Origin of the sequence: uncultured Actinomyces sp. (genome assembly GCF_963526355.1) — a bacterium.
GTDB lineage: Bacteria > Actinomycetota > Actinomycetes > Actinomycetales > Actinomycetaceae > Actinomyces.
This window is the reverse complement of sequence record NZ_CAUROW010000004.1, coordinates 70,437-89,229: the sequence shown is the minus strand read 5'-3', so window position 1 is coordinate 89,229 and position 18,793 is coordinate 70,437. Positions and strand designations below refer to the sequence as shown.

The 18,793-nt window shown below is 64.5% G+C and carries 10 protein-coding genes; 8 read left to right on the top strand and 2 right to left on the bottom strand.

Annotated features, from left to right (window positions below; all coding sequences use genetic code 11):
- Positions 1–32 precede the first annotated feature (32 nt).
- Entirely contained in the window at positions 33–1,250 is a 1,218-nt protein-coding gene (locus tag RWR81_RS02510; protein WP_314453917.1) for a Gfo/Idh/MocA family oxidoreductase, read from the bottom strand.
- A gap of 79 nt (positions 1,251–1,329) precedes the next feature.
- A complete protein-coding gene (locus RWR81_RS02505) occupies positions 1,330–2,817 on the bottom strand; it encodes a CCA tRNA nucleotidyltransferase (protein ID WP_314453914.1) in 1,488 nt (495 codons plus the stop codon).
- Between the two features lie 188 nt (positions 2,818–3,005).
- On the opposite strand from RWR81_RS02505, the gene RWR81_RS02500 reads away from it, so the two are divergent.
- The 8 genes from RWR81_RS02500 to RWR81_RS02465 all read left to right on the top strand — a co-directional run bounded on the left by RWR81_RS02500 (position 3,006) and on the right by RWR81_RS02465 (position 15,925).
- Positions 3,006–3,515, top strand: a complete 510-nt coding sequence (locus tag RWR81_RS02500) for an NUDIX hydrolase (RefSeq protein ID WP_314453911.1) — start codon at positions 3,006–3,008, stop codon at positions 3,513–3,515.
- A 35-nt stretch (positions 3,516–3,550) separates the two neighbouring features.
- Positions 3,551–6,037 carry a DUF6049 family protein gene (locus RWR81_RS02495; RefSeq protein WP_314453909.1) on the top strand — a complete coding sequence of 829 codons (2,487 nt, stop codon included), beginning with the start codon at positions 3,551–3,553 and terminating at the stop codon, positions 6,035–6,037.
- Positions 6,034–10,320 (top strand): lipid II flippase MurJ, encoded by a 4,287-nt coding sequence (locus RWR81_RS02490; RefSeq protein WP_314453906.1) that lies wholly within the window; start codon positions 6,034–6,036, stop codon positions 10,318–10,320. Before RWR81_RS02495 ends, RWR81_RS02490 begins: the two co-directional genes overlap by 4 nt.
- Before the next feature lie 80 nt (positions 10,321–10,400).
- Positions 10,401–11,327, top strand: a complete 927-nt coding sequence (gene trxB, locus RWR81_RS02485) for a thioredoxin-disulfide reductase (RefSeq protein ID WP_314453903.1) — start codon at positions 10,401–10,403, stop codon at positions 11,325–11,327.
- A 107-nt stretch (positions 11,328–11,434) separates the two neighbouring features.
- The gene (trxA, locus tag RWR81_RS02480) at positions 11,435–11,761 is read left to right on the top strand and encodes a thioredoxin (RefSeq protein WP_314453899.1); all 327 of its coding nucleotides are present in this window, start codon (positions 11,435–11,437) and stop codon (positions 11,759–11,761) included.
- Positions 11,762–11,983: 222 nt separating this feature from the next.
- Positions 11,984–13,423: a threonine synthase gene (gene thrC / locus RWR81_RS02475; RefSeq protein WP_314453896.1), complete on the top strand. Its 1,440-nt coding sequence runs from the start codon at positions 11,984–11,986 to the stop codon at positions 13,421–13,423.
- 232 nt (positions 13,424–13,655) lie between these two features.
- On the top strand, positions 13,656–14,969 hold the full coding sequence (locus RWR81_RS02470) for a PLP-dependent aminotransferase family protein (RefSeq protein WP_314453894.1): 1,314 nt from the start codon (positions 13,656–13,658) through the stop codon (positions 14,967–14,969).
- A gap of 8 nt (positions 14,970–14,977) precedes the next feature.
- Positions 14,978–15,925 (top strand): ATP-grasp domain-containing protein, encoded by a 948-nt coding sequence (locus tag RWR81_RS02465; protein ID WP_314453892.1) that lies wholly within the window; start codon positions 14,978–14,980, stop codon positions 15,923–15,925.
- The last annotated feature ends 2,868 nt before the right edge of the window (positions 15,926–18,793 follow it).

Here is an 18,793-nt window from a genome sequence, read left to right as displayed (position 1 = left end):
TTTTCTTCAAAGATGACGCGGAGCCGCGTCGTTTATGAAGAAACCGTCGGTGAGTGAGAATTCTGTTGTCCGCGGTGGAAGTAGGCCGCGAGGTCCGCGTCGAGCTCGGGCACGTCGTAGGGCACGGACCCCGAACGCAGGGACCGAGTGGCCAGCACTCCGGCTGCGACGGCGTCGCGCGCGCTGACAGGTGAGGCCTCGGTGGCCCCGCCGGCGCGCACGAAGCGCAGGAACTCATCGATGGCGAGCTGATCGGCGCTGTCGTGCCCGGTGCCCTCCTCGGCGATGACGTGCTCCTGCGTGGCACGCTCGCTGTAGCGCTCCGAGCGCTCGGTCCACACCTTGACGACGTTTCCGGCACCGTCACCGAGGTTCTCGGCCCGGCCGCGAGTGCCGATGACCGTGTAACCGCGCCAGTAGTCGGGAGTGAAGTGGCACTGCTGGTAGGAGGCCATGACCCCGTTGCGCATGGTCATCATGAGCATGGAGTGGTCCTCGACGTCGATGACCGGGTTGAGCCCGCCCACCTCGTCGGCGGGCCAGTGGTCGAGGCTGAACCAGTCCTGCATGACGGTGCCGGCGCTCGTGCCCGGCTCCCGGCGCCCGGCCTGACCGTAGACCATGAGCCCACCCATACCGACGACGCGAGCCGGCGCGGAGTCGGCCAGCCAGCTCATGACGTCGATGTCGTGGGCGGCCTTCTGCAGTAGCAGGCCGGTGACGTGGCGGCGCTCGGCGTGCCAGTCACGGAAGTAGTAGTCGCCGCCGTTGCCCACGAAGTGGCGGCACCAGATGGCCTTGAGCTCGCCGATCCGCCCGGAGTCGATGATCGACTTCAGCAGCCGCACCACCTCCATGTGGCGCATGTTGTGGCCCACGTAGAGGCGGGTGCCGGTACGCCGGGCCGCCTCCAGGATGCGGTCGGCACCCTCGATGGTGATGGCCAGGGGCTTCTCCAGATAGACCGGAACACCGGCCTCAAGGAAGAAGCAGGCGAGCTCCTCGTGCGTGTCGTCGGGGGTGGTCAGGACGACGGCGTCGATCCCGTGCTCCAGCAGGTCGCGGTGGTCGGCCACCACCGCCACCCCCTTGGGCAGAAGGCGCTCGGCGCGGGCGACGGCGTCGGGCGCGGTGTCGGCCGCGGCGACGAGCCGGGCCGGTACCGGTGAGGAGTCCGCGAGCGCGGCCAGGTAGCAGCGGGCTCCGATGCCGACGACACCGACCCGCAACTCTCTTAACGATTCAAGCATGTCATCAGGGTCAACTCGTTCAGCACCCAAGCCCTGAGTCACTTCCGGCCCACTTGTCGACATCACTGACTCATCGCCTTCAGCTCTTCTGACGGGCCGCCCACCAGGAGTGCAGTGCCTGGCGGGCCAGGTCCTCGCCGATCGGTCCCTTCTCCATGCGCAGGTCCATGAGAAAACGGTATGCCTCTCCGACGACCGGCCCGGGGGGCACGCCGAGCTCGGCCATAATCTGGCCGCCGTCGAGGTCCGGGCGGATGGCGGCGAGCTCCTCGGCGGCGCGCAGGGCCTCAATGCGCTCCTCGAGGTCGTCGTAGGCGCGGTCCAGCATGGCGGCCTTGCGGCGGTTGCGGGTGGTGACGTCGGCCCGGGTGAGCCGGTGGAGGCGCTCCAGGAGGGGACCGGCGTCGGTGGCGTAGCGGCGCACGGCCGAGTCCGACCAGGCGGCGTCTGCGTAGCCGTGGAAGCGCAGGTGGAGCTCGACCAGCCGGGAGACGTCCTTGATGGTCTGCTTGTCGAAGCGCAGCGCCCGCAGGCGCTTGGCCGTCATCCGGGCGCCGACGTGGTCGTGGCCGTGGAAGGTGACGGTGCCGTCGGGCAGGAAGCGACGGGTGGCGGGCTTGCCGATGTCGTGGAGGATGGCGGCCAGACGCAGGACCAGGTCGGGGCCGGGGACGGGTCCGTCGGGCCCGGTCTCCAGGTCGATGGCCTGGTCCAGGACGGTCAGGGTGTGCTCGTAAACGTCCTTGTGTCGCTTGTGCTCGTCGACGGTCTCACGCAGGGCGCTCAGCTCGGGCAGGACGACGTCGGCCACACCGGTGTGGACCAGCAGCTCCAGTCCGCGCCGGGGCCAGGGGCTGATGAGCAGCCGCTCGAGCTCGGCGCGCACGCGCTCGGCGGAGACGATCGCCAGGCGGGAGGCCATGTCCTCCATGGCGGTCATGACATCCATCTCGACGTCGAAGCCGAGCTGGGCGGCGAAGCGGGCGGCCCGCATGATGCGCAGGGGGTCGTCGTCGAAGGACTGCTCGGCGCTGACGGGGGTGCGCAGGACGCCGGCGGCCAGGTCGGCCAGGCCGTCGCAGGGGTCGACGAGCTCGAGGTCGGGCAGGCGCAGTGCCATGGCGTTGACGGTGAAGTCGCGGCGGGTGAGGTCCCCGGTGAGGGTGTCGCCGTAGGTGACCTGGGGCTTGCGGGAGCCGACCTCGTAGGCCTCGGTGCGGTAGGTGGTGACCTCCACGATGGTGGAGCCCTTGCGCGCGCCGATGGTGCCGAAGGCCCGGCCCACGTCCCAGGTGGTCTCGCCCCAGGCGGCCAGGACCTTCTCGGTCTGCTCGGGGCGGGCCGAGGTGGTCAGGTCCAGGTCGTGGGGGGCGACGCCGAGGAAGGCGTCCCGCACGGGCCCGCCGACCAGGGCGATCTCGTGCCCGGCGCGCACGAAGGCGTGCCCCAGGGCCGCCAGGGCGGGGGGCAGGCCCTCGAGCGCCTGACGGGCCTTGGGCGTCAGACCGCGGTTCTCGGCGGCATCCGGGGAGTCGGCGGGTTCAGCGGGAGCGGGGTGCGCAGTCATCGGCCCAAGCCTGCCATGAACCCTGACCGGCGCGCCGTCGTCGTCGACCTCAGCATCCCTGTGGTGAGGACCATCTCGCGCAAACGGGCACGTTCCGTCACAGCCACCCACCCGCAGACAGTGCAGTTGTGTGCGACGACGTACTCGGCCAGAGGCACCCGGCAGCCCGGACGCCCTAGAGTGTCCCTATGCCCTCGCCACGCACTCGCACGCCCCGCGCCGGAAACCCGGCCCACCGGGCGGGTGCGCGCGCTTTGCCGATCGTCAACGAGACCAGTGCCGGCGGCCTGGTCGTCGACGTTCAGAACGGTCAGGCCTTCACGGCGGTCATCGCCCGGCGCAACCGCGGAGGGCGGCTGGAGTGGTGCCTGCCCAAGGGGCACCTGGAGGGCACCGAGACCCCCGAGCAGGCCGCGGTCCGCGAGATCATGGAGGAGACCGGGATCACCGGCCGTGTTCTTCGACACCTGGCGACCATCGACTACTGGTTCGCCGGTCACGAGCACCGCGTCCACAAGGTGGTGCACCACTTTCTGCTGGAAGCAGTCAGCGGCACCCTGACCACGGAGAACGACCCGGACCACGAGGCCGAGGACGTCGAGTGGGTCGCCCTGGAGGATGTCTCCCACCGTCTGGCCTATCCCAACGAGCGCCGTATCGTGGCCGCGGCCTGGGACATCCTGGTGGGGGATGGATGACCGGCGCCGCCAACCCGTATGCAAGGATGGCCACCATGCTGGGCTCCAGGCTGCGGAGCAGGGCAATGGTGACCATCGCCACCCTACTGGGCGTTGTGAGCCTGGTGTCGGTCCCACTGATCGGCCTGCCGAAGGCCTATGCGCAGCAGACCGTTGTCTCGGGCGCGCGAACCGGTGGGCTATCCACCGAGATCCTGCCGAGGGCCCCGACGAAGCCGACCACTCCGAGGCCGACCCCGTCCCCTGCGCCGTCGGCCTCGACGACGAAGACGGCATCCTCCGCCCAGAGCCCGAGTCAGGGCACCGGCCAGGGCACGCAGGCCCCTCAGGCGCCGCCCACACAGGCGGCCGCCAACCAGGTGACCATGAGTGTCGACGCTCTGGCCCCCGAGGTACTGCACAGCGACCAGGACCTGATCCTGACCGGCACCATCACCAACGGAACCGAGCAGCTCCTGAACGGGGTGGACCTGGCGGCCCGCCTCCAGCGATCGACGGAGGTCACGAGCCACAGCCTCAGGAAATGGCTGAGCGGCACTACTGATGAATCAGGACTGTCCGATCCGTTCACGGTCCCGTTGGGCCGCGACATCCAGCCGGGGGAGGTCACCCAGTTCTCCATCACCGTACCGGCTGATCAGCTGCCATTGACCAACACCGATCAGTGGGGTCCGCGCGGTATTGCGGTCAGTCTTGAGATTCAAGGCGCCCCCCTGGCCCAGGATCGAAGCATCGTCGTATGGGACAGCGGCGCCTCCGTCACCCCGGTGCGTCTGACCACATTCATCCCGGTGACCGCCTCAACGCAGGAGATGACGGTTCTGGCCGGCCCGCACACCCAGGAGCGCGAGGACGTCCTCACTCGCGTCCGCAGCCGGGTGCTCGGCCTACTGAACATGGCCGGCGAGGGCACGGTCATGGCCGTGGACCCGGCGCTGGTCGAGACCCTGGGCGTATCACAGGCCAGCATGGAGGAGGCCGCCCGCAACAGCGGCTTCCGGGCCACGACGCCGGACACGGCCACTCAGACCTCCCCGGGCGCCGAGCCGTCCGCATCGTCCACGGCCGATCCCTCCGCAGCCGGCAGCCCATCGGCGTCGGCCCCCTCGACGTCCTCGACATCGCCGACCGCCTCCCCGACGACGTCGAGCAAGATCTCCGAGGACGTCACCCAGCTCTCCACCATGCTCATGTGGGCCATCGGTACCGGCAGCCTCGTGGCTCTGCCTTGGGGTGACTCCGACACCGCCGCGCTGTCGCACCTCCAGCAGACGGGCCTCATCGATACCGCCGCGCAGCGCACCCAGGAGTCGGCCATCGTCAAGGCAGGGGCACCGGCATCGCTGTCCTGGTTGGCTTCCAGCGTCATGGATTCCGCCACGGTCGACGCACTGCCCCAGTCCACGTCCACCGTCATCGCCTCATCCACCTCCTTTCCGGCGGCCGACGAGCTCACCTACACCCCATCCGGGCTCGGGGCGCTCGGGGACCGGGCGGTCCTGCTTCCCGAGCAGTCCCTGTCGGAGACTCTTGCCGGCACCGGCGCCGAGGCCGACGGTCCGGTCCACACCAACCAGGCCAACCAGAGCACTCAGGCCGCGGAACTCGACATCCGCCAGCTGCTGCGCGGTAACAGCGCGATCCTGACGCGTCAGGCCCCGGCACTGGAGCGCGACATCGTGGTGGCGATGCCTCGCCAGGAGGCCTCCACCGTGGAGGTCTCCACCCTGCACGAGCGCCTGTCCGCCCTGCGCTCCATGTCCTGGACCCGGTCTCAGTCCCTGGACGCCCTGCTGGAGCGGGCTCAGGCAGAGGTCAAGGCCGTCGATGAGGGAACCTCTCGACTCGAGCGCTCCGACCCACCGGACAAGGTGGTCGATGACGACGAGCTGTCCACCGCCACCCTCACTGCCGCCTCCGGAACGGCCGGCACACTCCGATCGGTCGCCTCGGTGCTCTCCGATCCGACTGCACCGCTGGGTGACTACGCGGATCTGGAGGCCGTCGTATCCTCGGCCTCCTGGCGGGCCGACCCCACGGCCCGCAGCGCCCAGGTGCCGGCCGCTGAGGCCGCAGCGGCCGAGGTCACCTCATCTCTGGCTGCGGTGCCGTCGTCGACCATCAACCTCATCAGCTCCGAGGCCCAGCTGCCGGTACGGATCACCTCGTCCCTGGACCAGGACGTTACCGTGCAGGTCTACCTGGTCTCCGACAACAAGCGTCTCCAGGTGCCGCGTACCGCCACCGTGAGGGTTCCGGCCCATCAGCAGGCCAAGGTCACAGTACCGATCCAGGCCGTCGGATCTGGTGACGTGGGCCTGACGGTGCAGGTGCGCGCCGAGGACGGCACCACCGTGGGCACACCCACCACTGTTCACATGCGGGTCCGCGCGGACTGGGAGAGCCGGGGAACCGGCATCATCGTCGGAATCCTGGTATGCATCGTGGTGATCGGTACTGTGAGAACTGTACGACGAGGCCGCCGCACCACGGTCGCCCCGGCTGCACAGGAGACGGCATGACCATGTTCAAGCACGCACGACCCAGGCGTTTCTCCTCGCAGAGACGCAGTCAGGCGTCGCTGGCGCGCTCCTCGGCCATCATGGCTTCGGGAACCTTGGTCTCGCGCGTCCTGGGCATGGTGCGCAACGCCCTGATCGTGATGGCGCTGGGCGCCACGGGCTCGGGGGCGGCCGACGCCTTCAACACGGCCAACAACCTGCCCACCTACCTGTACAACATGATGATCGGCGGCATCCTCAACGCCATCCTGGTGCCGCAGATCGTCCAGGCACTGCGACGGCGCAACGGCGAGGAGGTCGTCAACCGTCTCCTGACCGCTGCGGCCACGCTCATGCTGGTGGTCACCTGCATCGCGACCGCGGCCGCGCCTCTCATCTTCGCCATCAATGCCAACTCCCTGGCCCAGGGGCAGTGGCAGATGCTGTCCTTCGCCTTCGCGTTCTGGTTCATGCCGCAGGTCTTCTTCTACGGCCTGTACGCCCTGTGGGGGCAGGTGCTCAACGCTCGTTCGAGCTTCGGTCCCTACATGTGGTCCCCGGTGCTCAACAACATCATCTCGATCGCCTCGATCCTGTTCTACCTCCATATCTACGGTCGCTACACCACCGGCCAGGGGCCAGAGCTCTGGGACTGGAGCCGGGTCACGCTCATCGGGGCAACAACCACTCTGGGCATCGCGGTCCAGGCGCTGATCCTCTACATCCCCCTGGTGCGCTCCGGGTTCCGGCCGCGCATCGTCTTCGGGGTGCGGGGCCTGGGGCTGGGCAAGACCGTCAAGGTGGCCCTGTGGGCGCTGGCCGGGGTGGGCGTGGCCAGCCTGAGCAGCTGGATCACCTCCAACCTGGGCTCCTACGCGGTGACGGCCTCCGAGCAGCCCGAGTACGCGAACGTCATCGTGCCCTCCACGACCATGTGGCTCAACGCCTACCTGGTGTACATGCTGCCCCAGTCCCTGGTGGTCACCTCCATCATCACGGCCCTGTTCACCCGGATGAGTGAGAAGGCCGCGGCCGGGGACAGCACCAGTGTGCGCGAGGACCTCTCCCTGGGGCTGCGGTCCGCAGGTGTCTTCACGGTGCTGGCGACGGCGGGCATCTGCGTGCTGGCGGTCCCGGCCCTCCAGCTCTTCACCCCCTCGATCACCCTGCCCGAGGCCCAGGCCAGTGCCCCCATGCTCATCGCCCTGGCGCTGGGCATCGTCCCGCAGGGCGTCTGGTTCGGGACCCAACGGGTCATGCTGGCCTATTCCGACACCAAACGGTTGCTGCTGGCCGACGTCGTCGTCGGCGTCATCCCGGTCGTCCTGTGCATCATGGCCTACTTCATGGCCCCGGCCAACCACTGGATGACCTGGGCGGGGGCGGCCAACACAATCAGTCAGATCGGAGGCTGCATCGTGGTCATCCCCATGATGCGCTCCCATCTGCCCAGCCTGGACGGCCGCAAGATCGTCACCACCCACCTGCGTCTGATCATGGCGGTGACCCCCGCGGTCATCGCCGGGATCGTCCTCAACCTGGTCATGGGCAACGTCGACGGCGACTCCTCCCTGGCCAAGATGTCCGCAGCACTCGGACACATCACCGTCGTCGCCGCCGTCATGTCGCTCACCTATCTGCTGATGGGCCGTATCGTCGGGGTTGAGGAGATCGCCGTCGCCTTCCGGCCCTTCTCGCGTATCCTGTCCACGATCGGTCGGCGCCTCCCCGGCGCGCCCGGACGGGGGGTGCTGGCGATCGCGACCTGGCTGTCGCCGCCGGCCCCCGCTGCACAGGCGACCACCCAGATGTCAGCCGTTTCAGCGGCAACCGCAGCACCTCCGCAGGCCACTCAATCCGCTTCCGATCCGTCAGACCTTTCAACAGGCGCAAGCGCACACGGTGCTGTTGGCTACACCGGAGACGCCACCCACGGCACCGCCACCGTTCCGTCGTCCCACCCGCAGGCGCAGCCCCACTCACCGAGTCGACCGGACAAAATGGGTCGGGTTCCCGTTAGCGGTCCGTCACCGCAGGCACCTGGGTCCTACACCCGGGACGGCCGTCCGGCTCCCTCACTTGCGCCACCGGTTCCTTCACAGGCGGCAACCCCACCGCCGCCCACGCGCGCCGACTATGCGGCCGATGCCTCGCGCCGCTTGCAGGCCTCCCAGCACTCATCGGCCAACATTCCCGGGAGTATCCCTCCCTCGCTGCCTCCCAGTATCCCACCCCTCCAGGGGGCCACAGGGCAGCCCGCTGCTCAGCCTCCCCTGGTACATGCCCACACGAGCCACATCACCCCGGTTCGGAGGCCTCAGGCGGTTACGATGGGGTCAACCGGTTCAGATGGACGCCCATCGCAGGGAAGGAGACGCATGTCGGAGGCGACGCCGATCGGTAGTGGTCGCTACGGACTCCTTGGAACGCTGTCCACCACGCTGCCCCGCATTGTCAGGCACCGCGGGGTTGACACGATCCTGGACAGAGACGTGACGATCCTGGTTCTCACCGACGCGACGCTTCACCGTGACAACGTCCTGGAGTCTGCCAGCCGGGCCGTCCTGGTCGAGGATCAGCGCCTTCAGCAGGTCTACGACGTCGAGCGCGCCGAGCCCTCCATCATCGTCACCGAGCCGCTGGCCGGACGCACGTTCTCCTCCCTGGTGTCCCGGGGCATGCTTCCGGAGCAGGTGCGCGCCATCATTGGCGAGACCGCTCAGGCACTTGATTCCGGTGCCCGTAAGGGTCTGCACCACCTCAATCTGTCCCCCGAGTCCATCCGTGTCCTTCCTGACGGCATGGTCAAGGTCGGAGGCCTGGGTATCGAGGCAGCCGCCCTCGACCTGGAGAGCCGGGTGGCCGGTCACGATCCCACAGCCGCCGACCGGACCGACGCCCGCTCCCTGGTGGAGATCCTCTACTACGGACTGACCGGCCGGTGGCCGGGCAAGCGCCCAGGAATCCCCTCCGCACCGCGCCTGGGCGGGGTCCCGGTCAAGCCATCCACGCTGGTACCCGGGATCGACCCGATCCTGGACGAACTGTGCGAACGCACCTGGAGCAGCCAGCCCCCCATCTGCGCCGCGGAGGTGGCGCGCTCGCTGGGCACCTGGGAGCAGGTGACCGGGTACCACGGATCGGGCTCTGCGCCAGGTCCAAGCGCTCAGCGTCCGTCGTCAGCCGCAGCGGCCCCTGCTGGCGCCGCTGCGGGTGCCACGGTCAGCGCCTCGGGAGCCGCCGTTGCAGGTGCGGCCCGTGGTGTCCTGGACCGGCTACGGCGCAGTGGTGCCGGCAAGGAGACCACGGTCGCATCGTCATCCGCGCAATCCCAGTCCGGACCGGACATGTCAGTATCGGCCGGCCCCGATGCGGGCTACGGGCAGACGGCCGGCATCGCGACCTCCCCGGTCGCCGAGGAACCGGCTGCGCCGTCCACCTCTCCGGTCGAGTCGCAGCAGTTCGACTCGCCTGTCGTGCAGGAGCCATCGGCCGACGACACCTATGTCCAGGTCACCGGACCGGTGAACCCGATCCCGAATGTGCTGTCGACCGCCTCTGAGACGGCGCCCGTGCCCGCGCCGGTTCCCTCCGAGCCCTTCACCGGCAGCTTCCCCGCCTTCGAGGACGACGACGAGGAGGAGATCGATCCCGAGGCCGCTCGCCGGGAGCAGCGGACCACCAGCGGAATCCTGGTCGTCCTCGTCGTCATCGTTCTCATCTCACTGGCGGCCGCCAGCTACATCGTGTACCAGACAATCAGTATCCCCTTCACCGAGAAGGACCAGCCGGCCGTAGACACCGTCCCCTCCGCCAGCGCCCAGGCGACCAGCGGCGAAGGCGGACAACAGGCTCCTGCGACCACACAGGCTCCTGCGACCACGCCTGAGATCGCCGGGGTCTCCGTCGCCAACAACCCGAGCGCCCTGGCGCCTGACAACGCCAGGCTTCTCACTGATGGTGATGCTGGGCGCCCCTGGACCTCGCACTACACCGACAGCGCCGATCTGACCCAGCCGATCGACATCGAGCTCAAGCTCAAGAGTTCTGCAAAGGTCTCACAGATCGTGCTCCAGGGCACCAATGAGGGAGGACGCGTCGAGGTTCGCGCAACGGACATCAACAACGCCGGTGGCGGCACACTGCTCGCCGAAGGGGCCTTCACCTCAGGAACAACAACCTTCGATATTCAGAAGCCTCAGATCGTCGACACCATCGTCCTTCGGGTGACCCAGCTTCCCAAGAACAATGTGGCCGGTGAGCGCGCCTATAAAGCCGCCGCGACGGAGATCACACTCAAATAAGAGATACCCTGGGAACAGGGTATATTGATTACTAGTTGTACTAGGCGACCGCGCCCAACGCCCGTCCCGTCAGGAGAGTCATGATTCACGACGTCGTCATTGTTGGCTCCGGCCCCGCCGGTTACACGGCCGCCATCTACGCGGCTCGCGCCCAGCTCAACCCGGTCGTCCTGGCAGGCTCGGTCACCGCCGGCGGCGCTCTGATGAACACGACCGAGGTGGAGAACTACCCCGGCTTCATCGAAGGAGTCATGGGCCCCGAGCTCATGAACCAGATGCAGGAACAGGCCGAGCGCTTCGGCACCGAGGTCCGCTACGAGGACGTCACCGCCCTCGAGCTGGAGGGCGACGTCAAGCGCATCACCACCTCCGAGGGTGCCTACGAGGCGCGTAGCGTCATCATCTCCACCGGCTCGGAGTACCGGCACCTGGGCATCGATGGGGAGGAGCGCCTCTCCGGGCACGGCGTGTCCTACTGCGCCACCTGCGACGGGTTCTTCTTCAAGGATCAGGACATCGTGGTCGTCGGCGGTGGGGACTCAGCCATGGAGGAGGCCACCTTCCTGACCCGCTTCGCCCGCTCCGTCACCGTGGTCCACCGCCGCGACGAGTTACGCGCCTCGGCCGTCATGGCCAAGCGCGCCCAGGAGGACCCGAAGATCTCCTTCGCCTGGAACTCGCGAGTTGTTGAACTTCACGGTGAGGACTCACTGACCGGCCTCACCCTGGAGGACACCGTCTCCGGCGAGCACCGTCAGATCGAGGCCACCGGGCTGTTCGTCGCCATCGGCCAGATTCCACGCAGCGAGCTCGTCGCCGACGTCCTCGAACTCGACGAGGCCGGTTACATCAAGGTTGAGGTCCCCTCGCAGCGCACCCGGATTCCCGGGGTCTTCGCCTGCGGCGACGTCGCCGACCCCACCTACCAGCAGGCGATCACCGCGGCAGGATCCGGCTGCCGCGCCGCTCTGGACGCCGAACACTACCTGACCACTCTGAAGTCCTGACCGGGCCGCACACCTGATCTCACCGGAGGACCGGCTCCGATGTCGTCGGAGTAGCCGCTCTCCACACAGCCTGATTCACCCATCCACAACGTTCGAGGAGAACAACCATGTCTGAGGCTCTCGCCGTCACTGACGCCACTTTCGAGGAGGAGGTCCTCAAGTCAAACGTCCCCGTCGTCGTAGACTTCTGGGCCGAGTGGTGCGGCCCCTGCCGCCAGATGGCACCGATCGTGGACGAGGTCGCCACCGACTTCGGAGACAAGGTCAAGTTCGTCAAGGTGGATGTGGACGCCAACCCGGCCACGGCCCGTTCCTACGGTGTGCGATCCATTCCGACCTTCGCGGTCGTGCGTGACGGTGAGGTCTTCCACCAGTTCAGCGGCTCGCGTCCGAAGGCCTCCTTCAAAGCAGAGGTGGAGAAGGTCCTGGCCTGACACCGGGCGCCCACACACACTCACTTTCACGCGTCGGCCTCACCGAGCCACCTCGCACGAGTGGATCGATGGGGCCGACGTCCTGCCTCACCAGTTGTCTGATGTCCTGTTCCACCGTGAGAGCGACCGTCACCACACCTGTCGCCCACAGTCACCGCCCCGTAGAATCGGCCCGGAATCGCAAGCGGCACCAAGGCATGCGACACGGCAAGAAGGCGGCACATGCAGTACACCCAGTACATCTCTACCCGCGGCCAGATGGCACCCGCAGGGTTCACGGACGTTCTTCTGGCGGGCCTCGCGCCCGACGGCGGCCTGGCGGTCCCGAGCCGATTGCCCGACCTTGATCCCAAGCAGATCGAGGCCTGGAGGCCCCTGAGCTACGCCGACCTGGCCACTGAGGTCATCGGCCTGTTCGCCACCGACATTCCTCGCGAGGACCTTGCAGCGCTGACTCGGGCCGCCTATGGCGAGGAGCGGTTCCCACAGCCGGTCGTCCCCGTCTCCGGGCTCGACGACGTCGCCAGCGGCCTCGCCCTCGTAGGCCTGTCCGAGGGACCGACCATGGCCTTCAAGGACCTGGCCATGCAGTTCCTGGGGCAGGTGATTCCTTATGTACTGGCCAAGCACGGTCAGGTCCTCAACATCCTGGGCGCCACCTCAGGCGACACCGGTTCGGCGGCAGAGCATGCCTTCAGGGGGCAGGAGGGCGTCAGTGTCTTCATGCTCTCACCGGCCGGCCGAATGAGCCCGGTGCAGCGCGCCCAGATGTACACGCTCCAGGACGCCAACATCCACAACATCGCGGTACGCGGCGTCTTCGACGACTGCCAGGCACTGGTCAAGGCCCTGAGTAACGACGCGACCTTCAAGGCGTCCCACCACCTGGGTGCTGTCAACTCCATCAACATCGGCCGAATCGCTGCGCAGGCCGTCTACTACGTCTGGTCCTGGTTGCGGGTCACCGATGCAGTGGAGGAGGGGGGCCGTGCCGACTACCGCATCGACGTGTGTGTGCCCTCGGGCAACTTCGGCAACATCTACGCCGGGTTCCTGGCCCGGTCGATGGGAGTGCCGATCCGTCGCCTCATCCTGGCCACCAATGAGAACAACGTGCTCGAGGAATTCTTCGCCACCGGCGTCTACCGGCCCCGCTCGGCGGAGGACACGTTGGCCACCTCCAGCCCGTCAATGGACATCTCGAAGGCCTCGAACCTGGAGCGTTTCATCTGGGCGCTGCTGGGGCCCGAGGCCTTCGTACGGCGGTGGGAGGAGCTGGAGGCCACCGGCACGCTCGACCTGCGCGATCAGCTCCCGCGTCTGCGCGACGAGTTCGGCTTCGTGGCGGGAACGTCCTCTCACGCCGACCGGTTGAAGACCATCCGCAGCGTCAAGAAGCGCTCCGGACGCCTCATTGACCCGCACACCGCCGACGGCGTCACGGTAGCTCTGCGCACCATGGAACCCGGTTTCCCCACACTCGTCATGGAGACCGCCAAGGCCGCGAAGTTCCCGCAGACTGTGGCCGAGGCGCTCGGAAGCGAGCCGGAGACTCCCGACGTCGTCGCCGATCTGCTCGCTCGGCCCCAGAAGGTGGAGACGATCGACAATAATGAGGAGCCTTTGCGTGCCCTCATTGAGGCGCACGCCCTGAGCTCCTGAGCGATGCCGAGTGCCGCCATGGCACCGTGCCACACCACGTTATGTGTCGTGGACACGATACATGGAGCGTCTTCACCTGCCGCCGCGTCGTCACGATGCACCTCCGAGCAGGTTCCTTGTTTCACGTGAAACACCACGGATTACTCCTGATCCCACCGAGTCCTGCCCGCCCTCGTGGCGTGGCAGACTTGGATCCACGGAGGCAACAGTGGCGACCAAGGAAGGACCGCAGGTGAGCGAGGACAGTAACCAGGTGCAGGGAAATCGTCTCGATCCATGGCTGGACAGCTATGCCGCACGAGCTCATGGTTTGCGTGCTTCGGAGACGCGCTCACTGTTCGCCGTCGCCTCACGTCCGGAAGTGGTGTCGTTGGCCGGGGGGATGCCGAATCTCAAGGATCTTCCATTGGAAAGACTGGCCGAAGCCACGGCGCAGATGATCCGCAAGGACGGAGGAAAGGCACTCCAGTACGGAAACGGCCAAGGTCTGCCGCACCTGCGAGAACAGATCACTGAGGTCATGGCCTTGGAGGGTGTCGAGACCGATCCTGAGGATATCGTCATCACCACCGGGTCTCAGCAAGCGGTTGACATTATCACCGAACTGTTCGTCGACCCCGGTGATGTCGTCCTGACAGAGGCTCCCACGTATGTCGGTTCACTATCAATCTTCGCGACCTACCAGGCCGATGTACAGCAAGTTCCCATCGATGCCGACGGCGTCGTCCCTGAGGCTCTGGAGGAGACAATCGTTCAACTCGAGCGCGAAGGGCGTCGCATCAAGTTTTTCTACTGTCTGCCTAATTTTCACAATCCCGCAGGAGTGACACTCACCGAGGAGCGCCGCCCGCAGATCATTGAGATATGCCGACGCCATCGCATCCTCATCGTGGAGGACAATCCCTACGGGCTACTGGGCTTCGAGGGGCAGACCTACACTGCGCTCAAGACCCTCGCGCCCGACGACGTCATCTACCTCGGTTCCTTCTCCAAGATCTTCGCTCCCGGTTACCGTGTGGGCTGGGCGGTGGCGCCGCCCGCAGTGAGGGAGAAGATGAAACTGGCCTCGGAGGCTGCCATCCTGTGTCCGTCGTCGGTAGGGCAGTACTCGATCTCCATGTACCTGGACCAGTTCGACTGGAAGCAGCAGATCGTGGAATTCCGAGCGATGTATCGGGGACGTCGCGATGCCATGGTGGCCGCTTTGGAGGAGTTTCTGCCCATGTGCCGGTGGAACGTCCCCGAAGGCGGTTTCTACGTGTGGGTGAGGCTTCCCGACGGCCTGGATGCCAAGGACATGTTGCCTCGGGCAGTGACCAATCTCGTGGCTTATGTTTCGGGAACCGCCTTCTACACCGGGGGCAGAGCGGGACAGGACCACCTGAGACTGTCCTTCTGCTACCCCGAGCCGGCTGAGATCCACGAGGGCGTGCGACGACTGTCCGGCGTCATCACTCGAGATCTTGAACTACTGACTCTGTTCGGTCCCACTCATAGCCAACGTCCGTCCGAGGGTGTTCACGCGCCCGCTCCCGATCAGATCTGAGGTTGACGATGAACCAGTCTCCACTCCGTATCGCCGTGCTTGCCGGTGGATTGAGTCACGAGCGAGACATCTCGCTGCGTTCCGGCCATCGTGTCGCCCAGGTCCTCAAACGGCTCGGGCACACCGTGCTGGTCTTGGATATCGATGCGCGCACCATCGGCTCACTCAAGACCTTCGGACCCGACGTCGTATGGCCGCTGGTCCACGGTGGCCCCGGGGAGGATGGCGGTCTGCAGAACATACTCATAGCCCTGGGTCTGCCGTATGTTGGTACCCACTCGGACGGCTGCCAGCGGGCCTCATTTAAACCGACAGCTAAGGCCAGTGTCCGCACCGGAGGAGTGATCACTCCCGACTCGTTGACTCTTCCACATTCCTATTTCAGTCAGTTAGGAGCTCAGGAGGTCCTGACCGTCGTCGCCGGCCATCTGAGCCTCCCGGTCGTGGTCAAGCCCCATCAGGGAGGTTCTGGACTCGGAGTGTCCTATGCATCGACGGCGGATGAACTGAGGTCCGCCATGGTGGCATGCTTCGCGTACGACGAGCGGGCTCTCATTGAGAGTTATGTTCCCGGCACCGAACTCGCCGTATCAGTCGTTAATACAGGAGAGGGACCACGTGCGCTTCCTCCCGTCGAGGTCGTCACCGAGGGGCAGTACGATTTCGACGCACGTTACAATCCTGGCCGCTCGGAGTACTTCGTTCCAGCACGATTGGACAGTACGGTGATCGACGTGGTCAAAGATACCGCAGTCACCGTGCACAAGACCCTCGGACTTGGGAATCTCTCTCGAACCGATCTCATTCTCGACGACGAGGGCACGCCCTGGTTCATTGACGTCAATGTCATTCCAGGGATGACGGAAACCTCCTTGCTACCGATCGCTGCCAAGGCGGAGAGCTCACTGGAAGAGTTGTATGACGCACTGGTGAGGAACCCGTTCGTCTATCCATGACTCATGTTTCACGTGAAACGGTGGCTTCACTCGGCTCGAGTGGAGCCACCACTATTCTCGGCTGCTCACGGACTGCAACGTTGTGTGCCGGTAGAGAAGACTACGATTCACTAGATCCACCAGTATGCAGCTCTCTTCAGTAGGTCGTATTGGCCAGGAGACGCTTTTGAAGCGACGACCAATGGGACTCGAAGGTAATCCCGACGTTCACATCATCTGATGTTTCACGTGAAACCCCGATCATGTCTCACAGAGTTGGAAGGAAGCCTGCTCAAGAGTGAGGAGCACGGCGACCAATCTGAACACACAGCCCACTGCTACGCCTGTGAATGTCTCTCAGACACCCGTACCCTCGGCCGAGAGCTCCTTCCATGCGGTACCGGAAACGATCTCTTCCCCAGATGGGTTCGATCCTTGAGGAGAAGGGATCGCCTCAAGAGTGAAGGAGCGCGTATAGCGGTGATCCAGCTATGCTGTCGAAGACCATGTCCCTACATTCCTATGCTTGCATGGCTCTCATTTCAGTACATCGATACGGCTACCTGTATCCAGGAGTCAACACTCATTCAATCCATCCCGCGAGCCACACCCTCCTCAGGTCAGGGAGTAGCGCCGATGGTTGTTTTTGAGATAGGTGGCCTGTCCAGAGCCTCCGCTTTTAGCACCAGCACCTACGGACATCACTGCGAAAGTCATCCACGGCGCGCCTATGAAGACTGGACTTCACCATAGGATGGTTGACCCCTCCCAGCCGGAACACCGCCGCCTGTGTTTCACGTGAAACCGACGAGACATGTGCTACACCGCGAACAGGTGACCTATCTTTCTCACCAAGATCTCATTCGCCGAGTCCATCAGGAACCGAATCAGTCAATGATGAACAACGATACCGACAACATCAACATCCACTACGACACGCCTTGTCGCCGTATCACATACTTCCTATCGACACTCTTTCGCAGCATCACAGCATCTCCTCCACCGGAGTTAGAAAGCCTCGCGCTTCAATCGAGCACACCTCATATCAATGCTTTGAGGAAATCGAGGCTGCAACGTGCCGGACTACTAGCCATCTCTCGGCCTGATGTGCCATTCTGCAGTCCCATCACCGAACAGACCTGCCCAACCCCCAGATCATCTGACCTCACTCCTCTCAAGTTGGTTTCACGTGAAACCAACGTCGAGTAGTCGAGCATCAGACACATTGCCGAGGGAGTACGGTACAGCGTCTGCTGTCTTTCCTTGCCATTCTCTACGTTGGTCGTGTTACGAACAGAAGGACTGCTTGGACAATCTTAACGCAGCAGACAAGCCTCCAATTTCCCCAACGCAAACAAGGTCTCGATAGCCAGGTACACGGAACAGTTCACATATCCTCCAGTAGTCCACGAACCTCTGAACATTGGGGCTTGCTCAGTCGCCTCCAACGGCAGGAGAACAGCTTCTCTGGCTCATATCAACTTCCCACCGGTTCACAACAGATGCTTGCATCGAATCTTCCGTTTCACGTGAAACCGGATCACAGCATCTACAAGGAGTAGTCTGCCCTTCCCAGAAAGAGTTGAGCCTCGAAACCGCCTGCACGGCGTTGTGAGAGCGGAACTCCGAGAGCATTGACGACCGAAGCTCTAGCTACTTGAGGAATGTTCCCAGCCATAGAGGTCATCTGCCTTCACCTGGCTCAGCGATTGCAAGCGCGAGCCTAGGAACAGAACTCTCGAGTACGACTTGAGACCACCGTATAGCCGGTCCACCACCATTCCTGGTTTCACGTGAAACCACCTCTCGGCGACGAGACCGCTGCTCTACTAGTCGACATCCGAGTACCTCTGGCGAGGCGATGACGCACTCCGTTCATTGTTCATTGACGTTCAATGACTGCTACAACGGCCGAGGTCGTTTGTCCAAGCCAGCGAGGCGCATCACTACAATCCATCATGAACACATTCCAATCGACAACAGCATCTGCATCTCACAGCCTGTTCTCCCGGAGTGAGTAGCTCAACCGGGTGCAACTGCATAACACGCTTACTGAGACATTCTGACGCTTTTGAAGAAGGGGAACACTCGACCTCCAAGAATGGCTACCTCATGGAAGGACTCCGGTAGGACAGCGTATCCTTGAGATGCGGTAGACACACACCTGTCTTCTGGAGAAGGCGGATCCAAGCCATCACTCAACCTTTAGGATCTTCTACCCTGAGGTACGTTGACTAGAAAACGAGATTCTCTTCTGAAGAAGGACTACATGCCATAGGTATGTCGGTTTCACGTGAAACCGCGGTTTACATGACTCGCAGGCTCGAAGTTCCGCACTGTTACTCTCGGCTCCCCACGTTAGAGACACTAAGCGATGTCAGCAAAGGAGTGTTGTTGAAGTGATCTCAAGACAGCACAATGGCACATACCCAGTATGTCACTTGGATCCCAATCGCCTGATCACACACAGGACGTGCGTAGAACCCGAAGTGTATCCGAGAGCCCCATCCCCTTCGGTACCAACTCAAACTGGCAGGCTTTGATAACAAGTCAAGCCTGAAGCTGTGTCTCCCTATTCATCTGAACCAAGGATGGCGCGTGCAGGGTATTCACAAGTACACATCGATGTAGACTCACCCGCCCATCCGGTGAAGAAGCCTCCGACACTCGGACGTGAGCCGATAGGAGTATCGGTTCACACATTGCAGATCGGCAGTATGACGATGATCCACAGTCGGTGGGAGTGCTGCCGGTCATTGCAGTTGCACTGAGCCACAGACAGCCAGTACTCAGACACCACATTCACGAACTCGATGCTTGATACGCCACTGGTTTCACGTGAAACATAGATCATTCTTCTTCAGAACAAGAGTGGGGCCGAAACATTCA